This window comes from Pseudoalteromonas sp. QJM3NY_12 (assembly GCF_056173165.1).
The window spans coordinates 1,249,574-1,270,188 of sequence record NZ_CM149661.1; the positions used below are offsets into that span (position 1 = coordinate 1,249,574).

The following is a 20,615-nucleotide window of genomic DNA, read 5'->3' on the forward strand; positions in this document are numbered from 1 at the left end:
TGGCGTTAAATGCTGCTGAAATATTTCAGCAGCATTTGAGCTGTTCTAGTTTATTCAAACACTCCTTTTATAACCGCGTGGCGGTTTTGCACCATTAATATGCCGTTAGCCCATACATACTCAGGGGTTAAGGTCTCTTTATCGAGAAGCACAACATCCGCGTCGCTCGCTGTTTTAAGGCGGCCTTTATCAAGTCCTAAAATATCGGCAGGGTTACTTGTTATGCTCATTAAAGCGTGCTCTATAGGGACGTTGTATTCTTTGACTGCTTGCTGAAACGAACTCAGTAGTGATGCCTCTTTGCCCACCTCAAGCCCTAATAAATTAAAGTCTTTATCAAAAATAGGTAAACTAGCATGGCCATCTGAGCTCATAGTGAGTTGATTTGGTGCTACGCCTTGTTCTAAGCAGTAGGCAAGGGCATGGGCTGCTGCATATTCACCATGGGCTAAATCGTAGTCGGTGGTGCTGGTGGTAAAGTCGATAGTACCGCCCTGATCACAAAAGTGAATACCGGCATCAAGAAGTGCTTTATTGCGGTTCATATGCGTAGGATAAAACTGTTTAAGCTTAATATCACTTTGCTGAGCCACCTGATGCAAAATACTTAAGTGACTATCGACAGGGCCGACATGAATACTCACGGTGCCTTTTTTACCACTGAGCATACCGGCTACTTTGGCCTCGGCTGCCAATTCTGCTAATTGCTGGACCGTAGGTTGGCTACTGCGATGATCAGAAATAGCCACTTCGCCAACACCTATAAACTCCTCTATATACATGATGTCGTCAGTGATTGAGTGAGTAAGAGTTTTAGCGGGTAAATGATACGAACCGGTATGGCAAAATACATTCAGCCCTTGCTCTTTTAGGCCTTTTGCTTTGGCAACCAAATTGGTAAGCGTACGTGAGCTTGAGTCGGTACCCAGTGCGCCCACCACTGTGGTAGTGCCCGATAGGGTTGCATCGGTTAGGTTCATTTCAGGGGTGCGGCTGGCAAATCCTGCTTCGCCACCGCCACCGGTAATATGCACTAACGAGTCAACAAACCCCGGCGTAACAAGCTTATTTTTACCGTCAATTCGTTTGACGAGTACACTGCTGTCGAGGATTATATTTTCGTCAATAGCAATGATTTTACCACCGCCAATTAAAACATCTTGTGTGCCTAGGTAGGTAGGTGCATAAACGTTTGCACCTTGAATTAAAGTTAACATAACAAATTCTTTTTATTGATAATTAATAAAGTAAGCAAGAAATATAAAGCCGCTTGCTAATACAAAAAGTGCTAGAGCAAAGCGCCAAATAAACGCAGCCCATTCTCCCCAATCTAATTTCACGACCCCTAAACAACCAATTAAACTAGCTGAGGTGGGAATTAAAATGTTGGTTAATCCATCACCTAATTGAAAGGCCAATACTACAATTTGCCTTGATACATTGAGCAAATCGCCAAGTGGAGACATCAGCGGCATAGTGATGGCAGCTTGGCCTGAACCCGATGAAACAAAAAAGTTAAATACACTTTGAAACACCAGCATTCCCCAAGCTGCAATGTAATCTGGCACACTGGCTATGCTGCTTGCACAGTAATAAAGCAGGGTGTTGAGGGTCGAGGGAGTGGTTAAATCACTACCCCCTAATAGTAATACAATGCCTTTAGCCAGTGCGACTAATAACGCCGCTGGCAATAATTCTTGTGCACCGTGTTTAAACGCATCCGCGCACTCATTCGCGGTTAGCTTTTTAAACACGATGGCAATTATTGCACTGATAAGGCCAATACAAAAAAACTGTGCAGCAAGCTCAGGAATATAATATTGGCGCGCCATCACCCCCCATACGACCCAAGCTATGCCCAATACAAACACTAATAATGTGAGTGCATCGGCTAGGCTGAGTTTAATCGTTGGCTGATCACCCGTTTTTTGGGATTGTGTTTTTATCCGTTTTGCATAGCGCATAGTAAACACAAGGCCTACAAGCGTAAAACAAGCCCAAGCTAGCATACGAAAGCCCGCACCAGAAAACACTGGAATTTCAGCTATCGATTGCGCTATAGCAATGCTAAAAGGGTTCATCCATGAGGTGGCAAAGCCTATTTGCGTGGCCACGTAAGTTGTAAGTACAGTGACTTTAGCGTCGTAGCCAAGTTGTTGCATAATAGGGAGCAGCACAATACAAAATGCAATAGCCTCTTCGCCCATACCAAATACCGCGCCGCCTAACGAAAATAGTAAAAACAGTAAGGGAATAAACAGCCATTCAACCCGCTTGGTTTTATTAATAAGTGCCATAATGCCGTTATTAATCGCGCCGGTTTTCATAATAATGCCAAAGGCACCGCCAGTGATTAACATAAACGCCATTACGCCAATAGCTGCACCATATTTATCACCCGACACTAAGCCTTCAAACAATACATTTGCTAAACCAATGTCGCCACCTTGTGCAAAAACAGGTGGTGATTGTTGGTCGTTAACGGCTTGATATTGTGAAAGCTGCACAGTGTGGCTACCAGATTCTGCATTAAATACCCCAGGGGTAATAAATACCGTGGCCATATAGGCAACCACTGCCACACACAGCAAAATGATGCTTGCATCTGGCATAGAAAATTGTTTTTGTTTCATAATTTCACTTTAATAAAAGGAAGGCCGCAAAGCGTTTGCTTTGCGGCTAAGCGGTTAAAAGCGGTAGCTAATACTTAATTTATAATTAGCACCTAGGGCATTATGATTAATTGAATCAAAGCCACGGCTTGAGCCATAAAGAGTGGGTGGCTCTTTATCAAAAATATTATTGATGCGCGCGCGCAAAGTCAGCGATTTATTAACATAAAAACCCGCTGATAAATCCCAAACGAGCCAGTCATCAACCTGATGCTCACCTTTTGAGTCTAATACGCCAAGCGAATCTAGCTCATCAATTTCACGACCACGCAGGCCTTCTATATCATCTTCGTAGCTGCTGGTGTAGTTTGCACCTAAGTTAAGGTAGTAATTTTGCGCTTCCCAATCTATTGACATACGCGCAATATTTTCAGGATAACGATAAGTTCCTACCAACTTCTCTAACGAGTCAGACCCCGGTTTATTACGTTCAAACTCAAGGGAATGAGTGCCGTCAAACGCAAAGGTCAAATCGCCGCTTGATAAAACAAACCTATGGTCAAACTTAAAGTCTATGCCTGCTAATGTTTGTGTACCAGTGTTTTCAAGTGGGATAGCATGATCGCGAAACAACGGTAAAAATAGCTCGTCATCACGTGGGTTAAATTCATCTATATAACTGCTTAAAATTTCAGTTAAATTAGCGCCGTCTTGCTCTATGTTTAAACCACTGGTGTCGGTGACATCACATAATGCTTCATCGTACGATATGCCTTGCTCGCCCGGTGGCACAATGCCACAGTGACGAAGTGATGCATCAGTTATGGCGCGGTCGAGCACTGCGGTCATGTTGGTATCGATTACTTCTTCATGATCAAACTGCCAATAATCAATGGTTAAATTAGTATTAGCCGATGGACTCCATGCAAAACCAACACTGATAGCCTCAGATTCTTCTGCATTTAGATTAGGGTTACCTAATTCTAACGAATTAACACTCACTTGGGTGCCATCACCCATACAGTATAAATCGGCTACAGCTTGGTTGGCACCACAGTCAAAAGTAGATTGCGTGGTTCTTAATTTAACGCCAGCTTGAGTTAATGATGGTGCTCTAAACGAGGTTGACCATGAACCACGAACAACTAACGAATCAGTCGGGCGATAGCTCAAACCTATTTTAGGATTAAAGGTGCCACCAAAATCATCGTAATGATCGTATCGACCCGCTGCTTGTAGCTCTATTTGCTCACTCAGTGAAATACTTAATTCAGCAAAGGCGGCATATTGAGTGCGATCGGCTTCTGATAAACTAGAGCCAAAGCCAAATACATCAACAAGATAGTCTTTATCTGCTTGAGCTTGTGAATTAAGCGAAGGAATGTCGCTTAGCTCTTCACGGCGTGCTTCTACCCCAAATGAGGCATAGGCTGGTAGGTCGTTAAAGGTAAATAGTTCACCATTAAAGTTAGCATCCCAGCCGTAAACAGTACTTTCTCCACTGCGTGTTGGGCGAGCTTGCGCTGTTGCCAAAACGGCATCATTAGCGGCGTCGCCTTGAAGGAAAGGGTTGTAAAAAGGTAGCAACTCTCCCGATGCACAGTTTAAGTCAGTACCGTCATAACTTGCCAGCGTACCGTCTGAACATAGCTCGCCTGTAATCGCGCCATGAAACTGGTAACGATTATATACCCCTGCAATCGCTTCTTGCTCTGAGCGTGAGCGAGAAAGAGTAACACCAGATTCCCAACCCCAATCACCAATTTCACCACTTAGACTGCTTACCAAGCGAAAGTTTTTCGTTTCTACTTCCACCGTTCTTGGGGCATTAAAGCGCGCATCAAACGCAAAGCCATATACTTCTCGGCCACTTTGGGTATCAAATGGGTCAATGTAGAGTTGATCTAATAAATCATTACTTCCATCGGCATTATTGTAAATAAATAAGGCGTCTTCTAAAACATACGGGCCGTCGTCGTCATTAATTTGGTTAATAGGTGAGGGCGATGAATACGCTTTTGCCTTGGTCTGACTGTAAAAAAAATCAGTATGCCATTGTAGACCACCAAGCTCACTATTAAACATAAAGCCAGTTGAAAGGCTTTCAAATGGGGTATCTAGGTAATCATCTTGATTTGGGTAGTAAGCACAAATTTGTTCATCAAGTTCAGTAGTAACTAACTCGGTTTTGCAGTTTGGTGATGGAAGTTCGTTACCATCTCGGCTGCTGAAATAATAAATATTAGGTGAGTTCTCCAGCTTAGGTAAATATGAGTAACCATTCACTAAAGAGGGAGAGGCCGTGTAATTACGATCGGTCGCTTTAAAAGCGTTACGGTCATATATATCTGCAAATACCGTTAAGTTACTCTCGCCTATTTTTGAACCATACACTAAGTTTAATTGTTTTTTACTTTCGTCATGTTGATCAAAGCTATCGGCAAACGAAGTGTTGATTTCAGCGCCTTCAAAATCATCTTTTAAAATATAGTTAATAACACCCGCTACAGCATCGGCACCATAAACGGCTGATGCACCGGTGGCTAAAATATCAATACGTTCAATGGCCGCAAGTGGAATAGAATTAACATCTACAAAGTTTTCAGTGCCTGCAGCAAATGAGCTAGGCGCAACTCTTCGCCCATTTATTAATGTAAGCGTTGCTGATGGCCCCATGCCTCTTAAGCTCGCTGCTGATTGACCCGCTGGTGTTGAGGTAGACGTACCGCCACTTTCAGAGGTTGAAAATGTGCCACTTCCGCCTTTAAAAACAGATAAATCTTTGAGTAATTCATGAATAGTATTAGCGCCAGAGCGTTTGATTGCATCTTGGTCTAGCACGGTTAGTGGAATAGTGCCTTCCAGATCAACGCCTTTTAAGCGAGATCCTGTTACTTCTACTCGTTCAATGTTGGTATTAGTTTGAGTTTCTTGTGCATACACACAAGTGACAGGGCTCAGTAAAGCGCTTACTGTGGCCGCAATAGTTAGTTGACGAAACATTGTAGTACCTTTTGTCTTTTTTAAGCGCGCAGAAATAGGTTTAATATTTCTTAAGGCTTTAATTATTATGGTTTTTTAGACAGGGCAATGGTGAAATGACACGCTGAGCCCCTCACAGAAATTAGTGAGGTGGTGGGCTACTCGTCAAACCACTCCGAAAGGTAGTGTGGTGAGTAGAAATATGTTGTAAGCAGTGTTGCTTTTTTAAACATAATTCTCGTTCCAAAAAGGTTTTTGACAAAGCTAGCAAATGGGTGCTAGCTTACTCGCGTTTTAAAGTTCCTTTTTTTTATAGCAAGTGAGAGACGCTCTCGCAAGTTATTTCTTATAATTTTTTACATGAGTGTAACATAATGGAACGAATATATTTACCAAACAAGCGGTTAGTTAAATCGCGAATAATAACCGCTTTTTACTCAATTTTAATTGCTTTTTCGCTACAGTTAGGCGCAAAAGAGTCTAATCAAACTCTTGTTTTAGTGGGGGGAGCTCTCACAACATGCGCCAGTTTAAGCTCTAAAAACTGTGAAAAAAATACTCAGATCTCGGGTAAAACGCATAATGTATTTGCGCTCTCTCACACTAAAATTAGCCAAATAAAGCAACAATGGCCCAGTAAAAATAGCCAAGCTAAAAATAACACTATTAAAAATTTAGCAACAATGCAGGCTAAGTCATCGCCCACATTATCGAAAAAAGAACTGTTATGGTTGTGGCGCGATGTTGATAGCAAACAGCTCAATAGTTTATCGGATCAAGAATACAATTTTGTAATAGATATGCTTGAAGTAGCTCAAATAAAAAGCGACAACACACGGCTAAAAGAGCGGGTAAATACTGCGCTTAATAGCGAATCGGCAGCGACAGAGATTTTGCAGTTTATATCGGGTAGTTTAAAAGTTAATAACTCCAACCCGAGTATACTGGCCATTACCGCCTCAAGCAGAGACCCTTATGAATCTGCTGATTTTTACGAAGGATTACTAAGCTTCCCTAATGTAAATTCGCAATGGCTTGCATTAACCCCTGCGCTTGCTAAAGCAATAACCACCAACAAGTGTGATGATTTAACCACGCTTAGGCACTCCGAAATGGGGCTATATCAACGCGAACATATTTACCCTGATCGCACACAAGCTGAATATCAATTGTGTAAAAAAGGCATCGACGCTTTAGTAGAGCTAATAAAAAACAGTACCGGTGTGATGTTTAATGGTGGCGATCAAAGCCTAACTCGAAAAGTATTATTTGATGAAAATAACCAGCCTTACCCTTGGACAAAAGCATTACAGTCTCGCCCTGTTATTGTTGGAACAAGTGCAGGTACCGCGGTGCAAAGTGGTGGGCAAGCCCACGCCGGGAATGTGGTGATGATCACCAATGGCACTAGCTTGTCGGCATTGAAAGAAGGCGCACAAGCCATTGATGCCCCAAGTGAACGCTCAAACAGCGATAGTTTAACTTACAACCGCTTTGGGGGTTTAGGCACATTTAGTTACGGTGTACTCGATACACACTTTAGCGAGCGAAACCGTACATTAAGACTAGGCACTTTGCTCGACGACTTAAGCGCAAACCAAGATCAGCCGACATTCGGTTTTGGTGTAGACGAAACCACCGCTCTAGTGGTGATTAAATCTGAAGCTGGCAATTTAATGACTGTAATTGGCAAAAATGGTGTAGTGATGGTTAAATCAACAGGGCAAGCTCAGGCTAAAACTAAAACCTATAGTTACTCTTATTGGCCTGTGGGCAGTGTGATTGATATTAAAAATAACGATTTTACCTTAAGTCAGCGCAGTATTAGCCAAGCATTGCCAGCAATTAAAATACCGCCTTTACCAGTTCAGCGTTTTGGCAGCATTTTAACGCAGGCCAAATTACGCTCTTTAACGCAAGCCATGTGCCTTAGCCAAGAACAAACGGCTGTTGGCCAGCAAGATGAGTTTATTATTAGTTTATCTGCCACGCCTGAGTCTGGATATTACCGTATTAGTGCTGCGCAGTATGGCTGTGCAGTGAGTAATTTAGAAATTGCAGTGAGTACCTTTTAATTTAATGTCACACAAACTCATTTAATTAAACACGCTGCTTAGTTGATTTTAGATTAAGCGGCCATACTATAGTTACAAGCGTGTTTATTAAATCACAACAAAAGGAAGGTTCATGAGTAAAGTAGCGGTTATTTATTTTTCGGGATATGGCCATACCAAAAAAGTGGCTGAATTTGTAGCTGATGGAGCAAACGCTCAGCTTATTGCAATCGATGAGAATGGCGACATAAAAGACACCGATTGGGATGTATTAAACAATGCAGACGCCATTATTTTTGGTGCACCTACCTATATGGGCTCATATCCTTGGCAGTTTAAAAAGTTTGTTGATGCTACCTCTAAAGTATGGTTTACCATGGGGTGGAAAGACAAAGTATTTGGCGGGTTTACTAATAGCGGCAGCCTAAATGGCGATAAACAAGTCACTCTAATTAGTATGCAAACATTGGCTTCGCAACATGGTGGAATTTGGGTAAGCCTAGGGTTACCACCAGCCAATAAACTGGAATCAACTCGTCAAGACATCAATAACTTAGGCGGTTCAGTTGGCGTATTAGTGCAATCACCTACTGATGCAGATGAATCTGCTATTCCATCAGGCGATTTAGAAACTGCTCGTTTATACGGCGAACGTGTAGCTGATGTAGCGAAGCGTTTAAAGTAAAAATCACTTTAGTTAGCTAATTTTAAAAAGCCACATTGTGTGGCTTTTTTAGTTTGATAATTCTAATTTTTGTTGTTTGTGCTCTAGCTGGTATAAGCTTGAAAATTGACGTTTATGAACTTCAAATAAATACGCTCTTAGCTGCTCTTTACCATGGTGAATGTGTTTAATTTTTGCTGCTATGCCACACTTACTCTGCCTAACCGGTTCTATATCTAATGATATCGCCGCTTCGTTGGGTAAAATAAATTGCATATTCTGCAACTCATCAAGTTCACTGTGTACTGATGTGGGTTTTAAAAATATCCCTGTGCTAGATATAGATTCAATGCAAAAACCTTGGCTTTGGATATTTAATTCGCTCAACCGCCAGCTGCGCTGAATACCTTTAGTATCAATCACCTCGGGGGCTTCTAATACAGTACTGAAATGGCCTAATTCATCGGTTTTAAATTGAAGTGGAAACCACAGTTGGTAGTGGGCTACTTCTGCTAATAAGGTTAATTTAGCTTGCCCAAGTAAATGCGCAATACCATCTGGAATCGATGTTTGCACTGTAAGCTTTGTTTCAGTGGATAATGCAGTACTTTGACTAGGTTCAAATAAGCCAGATAAAAAGTTAATTTCTTCGTCAGACAAATCCATGTATTTTCCTTAATACCTAAATTGTGGATTTTATTCCTCACAAGGTTACTGCCCAATGAATGAACAGTTTGTTATTTTGTAAGCTCCGCATAGCGCGGCTAAATTTTTATACAATTAAAAATTTCAACCTTCCTGATTGAAATTTTAAATGGTTGATTCTAATTAGTTTTGTTTATTTCTAAACTCAGTGAGTTAAATAGTTGTATGCGTTTTTTAGTATTTTAACCTTATTATCACCAATAAGTTAAGTAATAAAGTGTACAAAATTAAAACGCTTCGCGATGTTTTTATATCAACAATGCGTAAATGAGACTTAGGTCTAGCTTACGAAGCATAAGGAAATACTTAGAATAGCGCCAAATAAAAATGGGGTTTAAGGGGTTCCAAATGCAATTAGAACGAATTCGTCGTAGCGACTTACACAACAAAGTGATGTCTGCAGAGCAGGCCAGTTTATTTATTAAAGACGGCATGACCGTGGGTATGAGTGGTTTTACTCGTGCCGGTGAAGCGAAAGCTGTACCACGTGCGCTTGCAGAGCGAGTGCGTGAAAACCCAATGAAAATTAACCTAATGACGGGCGCGTCATTAGGAAACGACTTAGATAAGCTACTAACTGAATCAGGTGCGTTAGCGCGTCGTATGCCATTTCAAGTAGACAGCACATTACGTAAAGCGATTAACAACGGTGAGGTCATGTTTATTGACCAGCATTTATCTGAAACCGTTGAACAGCTCCGTAATCATCAGTTAACGATGCCTGATGTAGCGGTCATTGAAGCCGTAGCTATTACTGAAGAAGGCCACATAGTACCTACAACGTCAGTGGGCAATTCAGCCAGCTTTGCTATTTTTGCTAAACAGGTAATTGTAGAAATTAATATGTTACACCAGCCAGAGCTTGAAGGGCTGCACGACATTTATATTCCATCTTATCGTCCTACACGTACGCCAGTGCCGCTAGTGAAAGTAGATGACCGCATTGGTAGTACTGCAATTCCAATTGATCCGGTTAAAATTGTGGGTATTGTATTTACCAATCAAAGTGACTCATTTTCAACTGTTACCGACCCAGATGCAGACACAGCCTCTATTGCACGTCACTTAGTTAACTTTTTTAAAGAAGAAGTAGCACAACAGCGTATGCCTGAAAACCTAGGCCCATTACAAGCCGGTATAGGTAACATTGCCAACGCAGTAATGATGGGTTTATTAGACTCTGATTTTAAAGACCTCACTATGTATTCAGAGGTACTACAAGATTCTACCTTTGATTTAATTGATGCGGGTAAACTTAATTTTGCATCAGGGTGTTCAATTATTTTATCAGAGCGTTGTAACTCACAAGTATTTAATAACCTTGAAAAGTATCGTGATAAGCTAATACTTCGTCCACAAGAAATGTCGAATCACCCTGAAATTGTGCGTCGTTTAGGTATTATTGCAATTAACACGGCACTTGAGTTTGATATATATGGCAACGTTAACTCAACTCATGTATGTGGTACTAAAATGATGAACGGTATTGGTGGTTCAGGCGACTTTGCACGTAATGCGCATGTATCGGTGTTTGTAACTAAATCAATTGCCAAAGGTGGCGCTATTTCAAGTGTTGTGCCTATGGTAAGCCATGTTGATCATACCGAGCACGATGTTGATATTTTAGTAACCGAGCAAGGCCTTGCTGATTTACGTGGTTTAGCACCACGCGAACGTGCAATTGAAGTCATTAAGCACTGTGTACACCCAGATTATCGCAACGCCATGCTTGACTACTACGAGCGTGCATGTGTTCGTGGCGGTCATACGCCTCATATTTTAGAAGAGGCATTCAGCTGGCATACCCGCCTTGAGCAACAAGGCACAATGAAGCAAAGTTAATACATAAAACCCCGCATCTGCGGGGTTTTTATTTTGTAATTAGTCTAAAATATTAGACTCAGACCAAACCCTAAGATCGTGAAGAATTCCTAGTGCAGAGCGCCCAAACTCAGTGAGCTCGTAGGTGACAGCAATAGGTCTAGTGCTGATCACCGTCCTTAAAACCATCTTATTGGCCTCTAACTCTTTTAAACGTTGATCTATCATTTTTTTGCTCGCTCCACCTAACATTCGAGTTAGATCATTAAAGCGAACAGGTTCATCTTTTAAGTGATAAATAATAGAGCTTGTCCACTTCCCGCCAATTAAGCGCATTCCTTTTTCAATAGCACAAGGTTCTAAGCAGGCATTTAAAACTTTTTTTCTTCCCTTACTATCTGTTTCTATAGAGCTTTCCAAAATTTAACCTCTAAAATAGGGTGGTTACTAAAAGTATACTAATTGAATCTATTCTTCAGGTAACTATTATATACCACATTAAAGTAAAGACCAATTTTTGTACTATTTTTGGAGAGATCACATGAGCAAGGTACTCATTATAAATGCACACCAATATTATTCTTTTTCAGAGGGCAAATTAAATGCCACCCTAGTTGATGTAGCATCATCGATACTGATAGAAAAAGGCCATGAAGTTAAAACCGTAACTATGACAGATAGTATTGATGTAGAGGCACAATTAGCACTTCATAAATGGGCTGACGTTGTCTTACTGCAATCACCTATTAACTGGATGGGCGTGCCATTTTCGTTTAAAAGATATATGGACGAGGTGTATACAGCCGGTATGGGTGGCGCCATGTGTAATGGCGATGGTCGTCACCAGGACGACCCAAAAAGCGGTTATGGCACAGGTGGCACACTTAAAGATACTAAATATATGATGTCACTCACATTTAACGCACCAGAGGAGTCATTTAACAATTCAGAAGAATTTTTTAATGGTAAAAGTGTTGACGACTTAATGTTCCCAATGCATATGAACTTTAAGTTTTTTGGTATGACAGCAATGCCTACCATTGCTTGTTTTGATGTTATGAAAAACGCCGATATAGATACTGACTTAGCGCGCTTTAAAGCACATATAAGTACACACTTTTGAGAGGAAACACAATGACTAATGCATCACAGTATACAAATAAACTTCTTCCGGGGAGTCGTTTCCCAAAGATTAATTGCCCTGTACTAAATAGTAACGAAGTAGAGTTAGGGCGTGTCCAGCAAGACGCTGCTTGGCAAATGGTGGTTGTGTATCGTGGCCAGCATTGTCCTATGTGTACGCAGTATCTAAATCAGTTAGAAGAAATTAAACAGTCATTACAAGACATTGGAGTTTCTTTAATTGCTGTATCGGCCGACAGCGAAGCGCAGTTGTTAACACATAAAGAGAAGTTATCAGTGAGTTACCCCATTGCGTTTGAATTAAAGCCTGAACAAATGAATGCGTTAGGGCTGTATGTTTCTCAACCTCGCAACGCTCAAGAAACAGACCATTTATTTGCTGAGCCTGCTGTGTATGTAGTGAATGAACACGGTACAGTACAAGTTGTTGATATCTCAAATAATCCATTTGTAAGACCAGATCTGTCTACTTTATTGCGAGGTATAACTTGGATTAAAAACCCTGATAATAATTACCCTATTCGTGGAATGCATAAAGGTTAATGTTTGATGGTTTAAGTTTGCCACTATGATCTGTAAAATAACTGCATATTATTTACAGACTCGCTATGGCGAGCAACACAGAGTAACCATAATGGAAAACAAACTAACTGCAATCGATACACTCGCTGAACTTGAAAGTTTTTTACTGCAAGTTGAAAACGGCGGCCTAGGTTTAACCGGCGTAGCAGGCGTGGGTATGGCAACTAACAATGCTGACGGCAGCCGTTTTGTAGCCGTGTTTGATGACAAGCAACAACTTTTATTAGCACGTGAAATTACCGAAGAGATCTTCCAAAGCGGACAAGACATGGTGCGCAACGGCGTAGGGCGTAAGCACTAGTACCTTACTACTAATTTAAAAAGCGCCAAATGGCGCTTTTTTTGTGGTTTTATTTTAAACAGGTATTAAATATAAAATAAATTTACACAAATGGCACGCTATGTAATGGTTTCACTAGTTTTATTATGTAAAAGCGAAATAGCTCAGGTGAAATCATCAATATTCAACCGTTATCAGGTGTTAGTTAGTATGGACTTTATTGCTATAGTACTGTTCTTTTTAGTTCTTCTAATCGCTTTATCTATTGTTTGGAGTACTCTAAAAACGGGAATTTCACCGATGATGAGTTCAAGCAAAGCGCGCCAAGCCATGCTTGCTCAAGTAAGCATGAATGAAAAGGACGTATTAATTGATTTGGGTTCAGGTTGGGGGACGCTCGTTATAGCGGTTGCTAAAAATTATCCTAATAAACATGTTATTGGCTATGAGTTATCGTGGTTTCCTTGGATGGTTTCAGTGCTTTTTAAATATAGTTTGGGTTTAGGTAATCTTACCCTCTATCGTAAAGACTTCAAAAATGCCGATCTTAGTTCTGCGTCTACTTTGGTATGTTACTTGTTTCCTGGTGGTATGGTAGCGCTTGAAGATAAGTTAAAGCATGAAAAAGTTAATAATAAAATCACTATTGTGAGTAATACCTTCGCTTTACCTTCATGTAAACCAACTAACGTTATCAAGCTTAAAGATTTTTACCAAACGCCTATTTATGTATACCACTGGCAATCCAAATAGAGGGATATTATTTGGATTCAGTGCTTAGTTGATGTCATATTTTTTATCCATAAGTTCATGTTATCTGCAGACATTGGTTTGGCAATATAATAGCCTTGCCCATGATAGCAACCCATATCTATAAGTACTTTTTCGAGCTCTTGCGACTCGATCCCCTCTGCTATTAGGTTAAACCCAAATGCTTTACTTAGCGCCACGATACAGGTAACGATGGACTTGTCTTCATGGTCTGATAGGAGCTTTTTAACAAAGCTTTGATCTATTTTTAATGTATCTAAAGGTAATTTTTTTAAGTAACTCAAAGAGGCGTAACCTGTACCAAAGTCGTCTAACGCAATACTTACCCCTAAATTTCTACAGCCATTGAGAACGTCGACTGCCTGTTCAACGTTTCCAATGGTGGTGCTCTCTAAAATTTCTAATTCGAGGGTTTTTGGTTTTATATTATTAGTGCTGATGAGTAACTCTCTGAGGTTTTCAACAAAGCCTTCACTAAGTAAATGAGCTGGAGAGATGTTTACACTCATAGAAAGATGATTTCTAGTCCAAATTTTATGTTGTTTTAAGGCTTCAGCAAGTACCCATTCACCAATTAATATACCAATGTGTGGGTGCTCTAATGCCTCTGAAAAGTGACCAGGGTAAAGTAAACCCAAAGTAGGGTGATTCCAGCGTATTAAGGCTTCAACGCCAATCAACTGGTGATCCATTAAATTTACCTTTGGTTGATAATGTAGAATAAACTCTTTACGAGCAATGCCTTTTTCAGCAGCCAATAACAAATCATGTCTTGCATGCCTTAGGCTTTCTTCCTCTGGATCAAAAAACAGAATCCGGTTTGTTCCTGATCTTTTTGCTTGGTACATAGTTTGATCGGCTCTTCGTAAAATGTCATCACAAGTTAAGCCATCATCACTGGGAAGTGCAACGCCGATGCTGACTGAAATTTGAACGGAGCACGAAAACTCTGCTAATTTTATCGGATCATTTACCTCAATCAGCACGTCTTGTAACAGAATCTCATATTCTTGTATTGTGTGCGCAGCCCCTCTTAATAAAAGGATAAACTCATCTCCACCAATACGCGCTAGTGTATCTTCCTTGCGTAATGTGTTTTGTAGCCTTTGGGCAATGGTTTTCAACACGAAATCTCCGATTTCGTGACCGTATTTGTCATTAATAGGTTTAAAGTTATCTAAATCTAAATAGGCAACGGCGAGCTTTTGGTGAGATGTAATAGCTTGTTGAAGTTGATCGATTAAAATAGGGCGGCTTGCTAGGCCTGTTAGGCTATCGTAGTGTGCCATGTCATGAAGTTTTTTCTCTGAGCTTGCGCGTTGAATAGAGCTAGATATAGAGTGTATCAACTGAGCGCTTTTTAATTGGTTTTTAAGTAAATAATCGCTTGCTCCTAGCCGCATAGCTTCTGCTGCTATTTGTTCATCTCCCAATCCCGTGATCATAATCACAGCGCAATGATTATTTACAGACTTTCTAATATTATCTAGCAGGGTAAGCCCGGAGCCGATACCTAATCGATAATCAACTATGACGCAATCAAACTCCCCATGTTCAAGATAAGACATCGAGCTTTCAATAGAGGATGCTTCTGAAATTTTCGCCTGTATGTTAGAGCGAGATATCATACGACGTATATGTTCTCTATCAACCGCATCGTCATCAACAATGAGTAGGTTAATAGTGTCGCAGTTTTCAAAATCATCTATTGAAGTTCTCATATCCATATCTCTTGCAAAATAGCTTATTCAAGCTCAATGGCATGTATATAAGCATCCATAAGTATCGCTAATTTGGCAAACTGCGGGCCAATTGCATGTTTAACCATATAACCTGCTACGTTGTTATGATACGCGCGAGTACGATCGTTATCCTCATTGGAGGTCGTTAGTATAAATACAACGGTATTGTTTAAGTTTTTATCTTTACGAATATGGTCTAAAAATTCAAACCCATTCATCACTGGCATATTTAAATCAAGTAATACCAAGTAAGGCTCCGATATTTCTTTTTGTTGCGCTTTTTCTCGTAACGCATCTAGCGCAAGTTTTCCGTTTTGTTTCCAAATTATTTTAATTTTAGGATCAACTTTTTTTAAGCTTCTTGTAACGGCTTCCGCGGCAACATCGTCGTCCTCAACAAGCAGTATAGATAGATTTTTGATCATAAATTCTCTTTCCTAGCAAAGCGTGGCCACCAAACATGAAATGTTGACCCTTTGTGCGGTTCATTTGAACTAACTGAAATGCGCCCACCATGGGCTTGTGCAAGGCGCCGACTAATAGACAGCCCTATACCTGAAACCGACTTATCATCGGAAGTTGTTTGAAACAAACTAAAAATACGCTCGTAAGCCTCTGGTGGTATACCGGGTCCATCATCAGTCACAGTGATATGGCAAAGCGTATTTTCTGCTACACAACTAATCTCTATAGTTCCTTCTTTACTGTCATGGTGTTTAATAGCGTTACTTAATAAATTACGGACCACGGTTTCAAGTGGCGTCCATGCAGTCACGATGGTATTTAATTGAATGTCTTTATGAATCTTCATTCCAACTGGTAAATCTAACAGTTCGGTAACGTTATAAATTAATTTATGCATATCGATTACTTGAGTATCTAGGCTGGCTTTACCAGCTCTTGCATAGGCCAATAAATTATCTATTAACGTCTCCATTTTGTGAATACGATCATCAATACGCGTTAAGTTATATTCGACTTCAGGCGTGGTAGTGCCCAAATCTTCTTTTACCCATTCAATTAAGTTTGAAATGCCTCGCAATGGAGAGCGTAAATCATGAGAGGCCACATAGGTAAATTCTTTCAGGCTAGTGTTATTTTCTTTTAGCTCGGTTTCCATTCGTTTTCGTTCTGTTATATCTAACAAGGACACAAACACCATGTCTTCGTCATTGGTGTTTATAAAAGGACTCAGGCCCACTTCAACTGGGAATTCTTTTCCATCTTTGTGTAAGGCGGTTAAATCTCTGCCTACTCCCATACTTCTGACACTGGGTTCACGATGAAATGAATGGCGAAGTGCTGAATGGTGCCCTTGATAGCGCTGCGGTAATAGCATTTCCATTTTTTTATCGAGTAATTCTATTTCACTGTAGCCAAAAGATTTACATAACGATTGATTAACCGCTTGAATAATGCCCGCTTGGTCTACTATTAACACACCATGTGGTGCAGCCTGAATAGAGCGTTGAAACATATTGTTAGCGCGCAGCCTTTGCGATATATCAACCAGTGTGGCTAAAACTAACTCTTGTTGTCCGTGTATTGGGTTTAAGCCTATTTCGATTGGGATTTGCTTACCATTTTTTTGACTCGCAAATAACTCACGACCTTCACCCATTAAGCGTTTTCGAGGGTTAACAAAAAACTGACTCATCAAATGGGTATGGTTCGCTTTAAATTGCGCTGGAAGTAAACTATCTATGTTCATTCCTATGAGTTCTGAATCCTCATACCCCAGTATTTCAGATAGTTGACTATTGGCAAAAAGGATCTGAGCATCAGTATTAACTATCATTGCCCCCATGGGTAAACAATTAACTAGCTGAGTTAAAAATGCTTCATCCATATTTACATTTACACTTGGCGAATTAGATTTTTTATTTACTTTTTTAAGGTCCATCAAGCATCCCGCAAGTAAATGTAGTTCCTATTATATAGTAATAGTCGAACAAGTAATGAACAGCAAATTTAGAGGAAGATCATGTTATTTAGATGCTCATTTTAATAGTTTCTTCTTATATTTTATCGAGTCATTATGAACGTACTGTTCAGAGTGAGGTGTATAAAAGACGTGTTTCTTTCAGCTTTTAATAAAAATCATTTCACACCAACACAAAGAGTTTAGGTTGACACTTGACCTGTCTATTACTCTATAGTTTACATTTAACATCGCATTTAAAAATGTATGGAGTCATATGTGTATCGTATTTCTGAGCTAGGTGCATTAGTTGGTTTATCGAGGACCACTTTACTTTATTACGAAAAGCTTAAGCTAATTTCTAGTAAGAGGTTAGAAAGTGGCTACCGAGTATATAGCGAAAGAGTTTTACAGCAGGTGCGTTTAGTTCAACACCTAAAAAGTGGTGGACTGAGCTTGGCTGAATGTAAGTCTTGCCTCGATAGTAAGTTAGATAAGTCTGTTCTTAAGTTTCGTTATAACGAATTAGAAGAAGACATTAAACGAAAACAAAAGTCATTGGCTTTGCTGTCGTCTCTGTTAGGAGAAAACAGTAGCAAGTCATGGCATGAAATGCTTAGCGAAGTGGCTCCAGATGCGCATATTGACTGGTTAAAAACTCAAGGGTTTAACGAAAAGCAAGCTCTAAGAATTAGGTGGTTATCAAAAGATATGAACGAACATGACAAATATATGCAAGATTTTATGAGCGTATTTGCAGCACTAGAATCTTGGGGGCCTAATAGTGAAGAGGACACGAAAAAAGCGTTTCATTTACTTAGTACCAATCCTAAACGAATTTTAGAGATTGGCTGTGGCAAGGGTAACTCAACAATATTACTCGAAAGGTTATCGAACGCAGAAATAATAGCGACTGACAATGAGCAAAGTGCGCTTGATAAAGTAGAAGATAAAATAAAGCAGCATAACTTGAGTGAGCGGGTATCAACTAAATGCACCAGCATGACAGAATTAAACTTTGGCACTAAAAAGTTTGACGTTATTTGGGCTGAAGCCTCGGCTTATATAATGGGTATAGAAAACGCCCTAAAAAAATGGAAATCGTTACTTACCGACGATGGTACTTTGGTTTTTAGCGATTTAGTTTGGTTAACTGACAGCCCAAGTCAAGATGCTATTGATTATTGGAAGAGCGAATATCCAGATATACAAACAGTTAATACACGTAAATCACAAATAGAAAAAGCTGGCTACCAGCTTCAGCATACATTTACGGTATCAGTGCAAGCTTGGAAGAATTATTACGAGCCACTCGAACTGCGCTTACAAGATGTTGCATCAAAAATGACTGGGTCACAAGCTGTGGTTGATATTCAAAATGAAATAGATTTATATAAATCTCATTTAGGCGAATTTGGTTATCAGTTTTTTATTGCTAAAAGGCTTTAAGAAATCAATAACCATGGGCTAACCCATAGAATAAATAACTTTAGCTTAAACACTATTCATATTAACCGGTTGAATGGTGTTTTTAATTATTATTTTAAAAGTATTTAACTGTGGCGTCACATAATCTCAATACCATGGAAATCAAAAAGCAGAAAAACAGTCAATAAATTAGTCGGTGCGATAAATGTGCGATATTTTTTATTATTAAATTAGGTATTACGAAAGGAAAGCAGTTTTTATTGAATAATATAGAATTATGAAAGGATTTAAATGGTCGGTATGGAGAGGTTCGAACTCTTGACCCCTGCCACCCCATAAAAATTAATGTTAGGTTTAAGTAGAAATAAGTAGCTGTAAGTAGAACTGAATGTGTTTTTAAGGTTTTGTTATATATAAATAAATTAAAATAATTAGTTGGGATTAGCTATAAGTAGAATTAAGTAGTTGAATACGGGTGGTGCTACATATATGCTGCATATAGTTTATTTTTATTCTTTTGGTGCTACATATGTCGATCGTGAAAATGCTATTAACCGATTCCTTACTAAGCTCAGTCCCTGAACCTATTAAACGAATAAATGACACAAAGTTAAGTGGTTTTCATGCCCGTGTAGGTAAAACGCAAAGTGATAAAAAACGTAAAATTGCACTTTATCTTAATTATCGTTTTGGTGGAGTTAAAGGCAAGCAACGTAATTACCTTCTCGGATACTATGGTGAGTGCGATTTAAAAGAAGTAAGAAAAGAAGTTGAAAGTCTTAAAGGCAGAATTGCTTCAGGTGAAGACGTATACGCAACAAAACAGCATGCATCAAAACAACAGTTCATTGAAGATAACTCACCCACTATAGCTGTGCTTGCAAATGAGTTTATTGAAAGAGACATAAAAGTTAATCGAAAAGGTATAGACCCAGTAATTAGAATGTTTGAAAAAGACATTCTGCCCTTTATTGGCAATTACAAACTTAAAGAAATAACCCGCCGTGAAATTTTTGAAAAGGTGCTTGATCCAATAACAGATAGAGGTGCTAAAACGCAGGCGAACAAAACGCTATCTATCCTTAAGCAAATGTTTAATTTTGGTGTAGAGCGAGATTTAATACAAGGTAACCCAATAAGCACAGTTAAAAAGAAGAGTGTGGGTGGCCTAGAAAAGTCGCGAACCAGAGCGCTTGAGTTTGAAGAGGTTATTCAAGTATTTGAGCGTCTACCAAAACTAGGTATAAGCCAACAAGTTATATACGCATTGAAGTGTATTACTTTAACTGGTTGTAGGCCAATAGAAGTCACAGGCGCACAGTGGCAAGAGTTTGATTTTGATAAGATGATATGGACAATCCCTGCCGAGCGCGTAAAGCAAAATAAAGATGGCGAGAGAACCCATAAAGTACCAATTACCCAAAATATGGTTATTTTGCTTGATGAATTACGTGCAGCATTTGGCTACCTCAATTCTAAATATGTATTCCCGAGTACAGCAACCAATAAATCAGGCCCAGGTGAACAACCGATTGACAGGCACTCACTGTCACGATCCATAAGTCGGAAGTTAGAGCAACTTGGAGTACCAAAGTTTGTACCTCACGATTTAAGAAGAACCGTAGCCACTCGGTTAGGTGATGCAGATATTGGAGCTGATCCCATAGTGATTGAAAAAATTCTCAACCATCAATTGCAAGGTGTGCAGGGCGTTTATAATATGCAGGAGTATATGGACAAGCGATTTCAAACATTAAATGATTGGAGTAAAAAACTATGTATGCATACTACAAAGGATAAATTATAGATAGTTAGCAGTGGTTTACCTTGAAATTAACATTTTTGGTGGTAAAGTTCACTTTGATAAGCGTGCAGTATTTAGTTTATACGCCTCAAATATTAGGGATGGA

At 39.7% G+C, this 20,615-nt stretch carries 17 protein-coding genes; 9 read left to right on the forward strand and 8 right to left on the reverse strand.

Translation table 11 applies throughout. The features are described 5' to 3' along the window. Positions 1 to 50: 50 nt before the first annotated feature. Genes iadA through AC0VZ5_RS05860 form a run of 3 tightly spaced genes read right to left on the reverse strand, consistent with a single transcriptional unit; the run spans position 51 to position 5,615 of the window. Positions 51 to 1,217: a beta-aspartyl-peptidase gene (iadA, locus tag AC0VZ5_RS05850; RefSeq protein ID WP_475474551.1), complete on the reverse strand. Its 1,167-nt coding sequence runs from the start codon at positions 1,215 to 1,217 to the stop codon at positions 51 to 53. A 12-nt stretch (positions 1,218 to 1,229) separates the two neighbouring features. Continuing rightward, complete coding sequence (gene yfcC, locus AC0VZ5_RS05855) at positions 1,230 to 2,633, reverse strand: putative basic amino acid antiporter YfcC (RefSeq protein ID WP_475474552.1); 1,404 nt, start codon at positions 2,631 to 2,633, stop codon at positions 1,230 to 1,232. Between the two features lie 54 nt (positions 2,634 to 2,687). After that, a complete protein-coding gene (locus tag AC0VZ5_RS05860) occupies positions 2,688 to 5,615 on the reverse strand; it encodes a TonB-dependent receptor domain-containing protein (RefSeq protein WP_475474553.1) in 2,928 nt (975 codons plus the stop codon). Positions 5,616 to 5,968: 353 nt separating this feature from the next. Here AC0VZ5_RS05860 and AC0VZ5_RS05865 point away from each other — a divergent pair, with 353 nt between their 5' ends. Together AC0VZ5_RS05865 and AC0VZ5_RS05870 are read left to right on the forward strand one after the other, a co-directional pair. Further along, positions 5,969 to 7,669: a cyanophycinase gene (locus tag AC0VZ5_RS05865; RefSeq protein ID WP_475474554.1), complete on the forward strand. Its 1,701-nt coding sequence runs from the start codon at positions 5,969 to 5,971 to the stop codon at positions 7,667 to 7,669. 112 nt (positions 7,670 to 7,781) lie between these two features. Continuing rightward, positions 7,782 to 8,333 carry a flavodoxin family protein gene (locus AC0VZ5_RS05870; protein WP_054200649.1) on the forward strand — a complete coding sequence of 184 codons (552 nt, stop codon included), beginning with the start codon at positions 7,782 to 7,784 and terminating at the stop codon, positions 8,331 to 8,333. A gap of 48 nt (positions 8,334 to 8,381) precedes the next feature. On the opposite strand, the gene AC0VZ5_RS05875 is transcribed toward AC0VZ5_RS05870, so the two are convergent. Next, positions 8,382 to 8,978 (reverse strand): hypothetical protein, encoded by a 597-nt coding sequence (locus AC0VZ5_RS05875; RefSeq protein ID WP_475474555.1) that lies wholly within the window; start codon positions 8,976 to 8,978, stop codon positions 8,382 to 8,384. Between the two features lie 387 nt (positions 8,979 to 9,365). Here AC0VZ5_RS05875 and AC0VZ5_RS05880 point away from each other — a divergent pair, with 387 nt between their 5' ends. After that, positions 9,366 to 10,859 carry an acetyl-CoA hydrolase/transferase family protein gene (locus AC0VZ5_RS05880; protein ID WP_475474556.1) on the forward strand — a complete coding sequence of 498 codons (1,494 nt, stop codon included), beginning with the start codon at positions 9,366 to 9,368 and terminating at the stop codon, positions 10,857 to 10,859. Positions 10,860 to 10,898: 39 nt separating this feature from the next. Here AC0VZ5_RS05880 and AC0VZ5_RS05885 read toward each other — a convergent pair whose 3' ends face one another. Beyond that, a complete protein-coding gene (locus AC0VZ5_RS05885) occupies positions 10,899 to 11,258 on the reverse strand; it encodes a winged helix-turn-helix transcriptional regulator (RefSeq protein ID WP_010392830.1) in 360 nt (119 codons plus the stop codon). Between the two features lie 121 nt (positions 11,259 to 11,379). Between AC0VZ5_RS05885 and AC0VZ5_RS05890 the strand changes: the two genes are divergently transcribed. The 4 genes from AC0VZ5_RS05890 to AC0VZ5_RS05905 all read left to right on the forward strand — a co-directional run bounded on the left by AC0VZ5_RS05890 (position 11,380) and on the right by AC0VZ5_RS05905 (position 13,596). Beyond that, positions 11,380 to 11,961 carry an NAD(P)H-dependent oxidoreductase gene (locus AC0VZ5_RS05890; RefSeq protein WP_198522966.1) on the forward strand — a complete coding sequence of 194 codons (582 nt, stop codon included), beginning with the start codon at positions 11,380 to 11,382 and terminating at the stop codon, positions 11,959 to 11,961. Positions 11,962 to 11,972: 11 nt separating this feature from the next. Beyond that, positions 11,973 to 12,524: a redoxin domain-containing protein gene (locus AC0VZ5_RS05895; protein ID WP_010392826.1), complete on the forward strand. Its 552-nt coding sequence runs from the start codon at positions 11,973 to 11,975 to the stop codon at positions 12,522 to 12,524. A 91-nt stretch (positions 12,525 to 12,615) separates the two neighbouring features. Beyond that, positions 12,616 to 12,864, forward strand: a complete 249-nt coding sequence (locus AC0VZ5_RS05900) for a hypothetical protein (protein WP_008114111.1) — start codon at positions 12,616 to 12,618, stop codon at positions 12,862 to 12,864. A 147-nt stretch (positions 12,865 to 13,011) separates the two neighbouring features. Further along, entirely contained in the window at positions 13,012 to 13,596 is a 585-nt protein-coding gene (locus AC0VZ5_RS05905) for a hypothetical protein (RefSeq protein ID WP_475474557.1), read from the forward strand. A 17-nt stretch (positions 13,597 to 13,613) separates the two neighbouring features. On the opposite strand, the gene AC0VZ5_RS05910 is transcribed toward AC0VZ5_RS05905, so the two are convergent. Genes AC0VZ5_RS05910 through AC0VZ5_RS05920 form a run of 3 tightly spaced genes read right to left on the reverse strand, consistent with a single transcriptional unit; the run spans position 13,614 to position 17,259 of the window. Continuing rightward, the gene (locus tag AC0VZ5_RS05910) at positions 13,614 to 15,335 is read right to left on the reverse strand and encodes a two-component system response regulator (protein ID WP_475474558.1); all 1,722 of its coding nucleotides are present in this window, start codon (positions 15,333 to 15,335) and stop codon (positions 13,614 to 13,616) included. 23 nt (positions 15,336 to 15,358) lie between these two features. Then, positions 15,359 to 15,781 (reverse strand): response regulator, encoded by a 423-nt coding sequence (locus tag AC0VZ5_RS05915; RefSeq protein WP_138608864.1) that lies wholly within the window; start codon positions 15,779 to 15,781, stop codon positions 15,359 to 15,361. Continuing rightward, positions 15,778 to 17,259, reverse strand: coding sequence for a PAS domain-containing sensor histidine kinase (locus AC0VZ5_RS05920; protein WP_138608866.1), 1,482 nt, complete (start codon positions 17,257 to 17,259; stop codon positions 15,778 to 15,780). Before AC0VZ5_RS05920 ends, AC0VZ5_RS05915 begins: the two co-directional genes overlap by 4 nt. A 297-nt stretch (positions 17,260 to 17,556) precedes the next feature. Between AC0VZ5_RS05920 and AC0VZ5_RS05925 the strand changes: the two genes are divergently transcribed. Both AC0VZ5_RS05925 and AC0VZ5_RS05930 read left to right on the forward strand, forming a co-directional pair. After that, the gene (locus tag AC0VZ5_RS05925; protein ID WP_475474559.1) at positions 17,557 to 18,726 is read left to right on the forward strand and encodes a methyltransferase domain-containing protein; all 1,170 of its coding nucleotides are present in this window, start codon (positions 17,557 to 17,559) and stop codon (positions 18,724 to 18,726) included. 508 nt (positions 18,727 to 19,234) lie between these two features. Beyond that, positions 19,235 to 20,512: a tyrosine-type recombinase/integrase gene (locus AC0VZ5_RS05930; RefSeq protein WP_475474560.1), complete on the forward strand. Its 1,278-nt coding sequence runs from the start codon at positions 19,235 to 19,237 to the stop codon at positions 20,510 to 20,512. Positions 20,513 to 20,615 lie beyond the last annotated feature (103 nt).

Bases quoted from the DNA above. Each gene is read 5' to 3' on its own strand.
- iadA (WP_475474551.1), bottom strand. From the start codon at position 1,217: ATGTTAACTTTAATTCAAGGTGCAAACGTTTATGCACCTACCTACCTA.
- yfcC (WP_475474552.1), bottom strand. From the start codon at position 2,633: ATGAAACAAAAACAATTTTCTATGCCAGATGCAAGCATCATTTTGCTG.
- AC0VZ5_RS05860 (WP_475474553.1), bottom strand. From the start codon at position 5,615: ATGTTTCGTCAACTAACTATTGCGGCCACAGTAAGCGCTTTACTGAGC.
- AC0VZ5_RS05865 (WP_475474554.1), top strand. From the start codon at position 5,969: ATGGAACGAATATATTTACCAAACAAGCGGTTAGTTAAATCGCGAATA.
- AC0VZ5_RS05870 (WP_054200649.1), top strand. From the start codon at position 7,782: ATGAGTAAAGTAGCGGTTATTTATTTTTCGGGATATGGCCATACCAAA.
- AC0VZ5_RS05875 (WP_475474555.1), bottom strand. From the start codon at position 8,978: ATGGATTTGTCTGACGAAGAAATTAACTTTTTATCTGGCTTATTTGAA.
- AC0VZ5_RS05880 (WP_475474556.1), top strand. From the start codon at position 9,366: ATGCAATTAGAACGAATTCGTCGTAGCGACTTACACAACAAAGTGATG.
- AC0VZ5_RS05890 (WP_198522966.1), top strand. From the start codon at position 11,380: ATGAGCAAGGTACTCATTATAAATGCACACCAATATTATTCTTTTTCA.
- AC0VZ5_RS05895 (WP_010392826.1), top strand. From the start codon at position 11,973: ATGACTAATGCATCACAGTATACAAATAAACTTCTTCCGGGGAGTCGT.
- AC0VZ5_RS05900 (WP_008114111.1), top strand. From the start codon at position 12,616: ATGGAAAACAAACTAACTGCAATCGATACACTCGCTGAACTTGAAAGT.
- AC0VZ5_RS05910 (WP_475474558.1), bottom strand. From the start codon at position 15,335: ATGAGAACTTCAATAGATGATTTTGAAAACTGCGACACTATTAACCTA.
- AC0VZ5_RS05915 (WP_138608864.1), bottom strand. From the start codon at position 15,781: ATGATCAAAAATCTATCTATACTGCTTGTTGAGGACGACGATGTTGCC.
- AC0VZ5_RS05920 (WP_138608866.1), bottom strand. From the start codon at position 17,259: ATGGACCTTAAAAAAGTAAATAAAAAATCTAATTCGCCAAGTGTAAAT.
- AC0VZ5_RS05930 (WP_475474560.1), top strand. From the start codon at position 19,235: ATGTCGATCGTGAAAATGCTATTAACCGATTCCTTACTAAGCTCAGTC.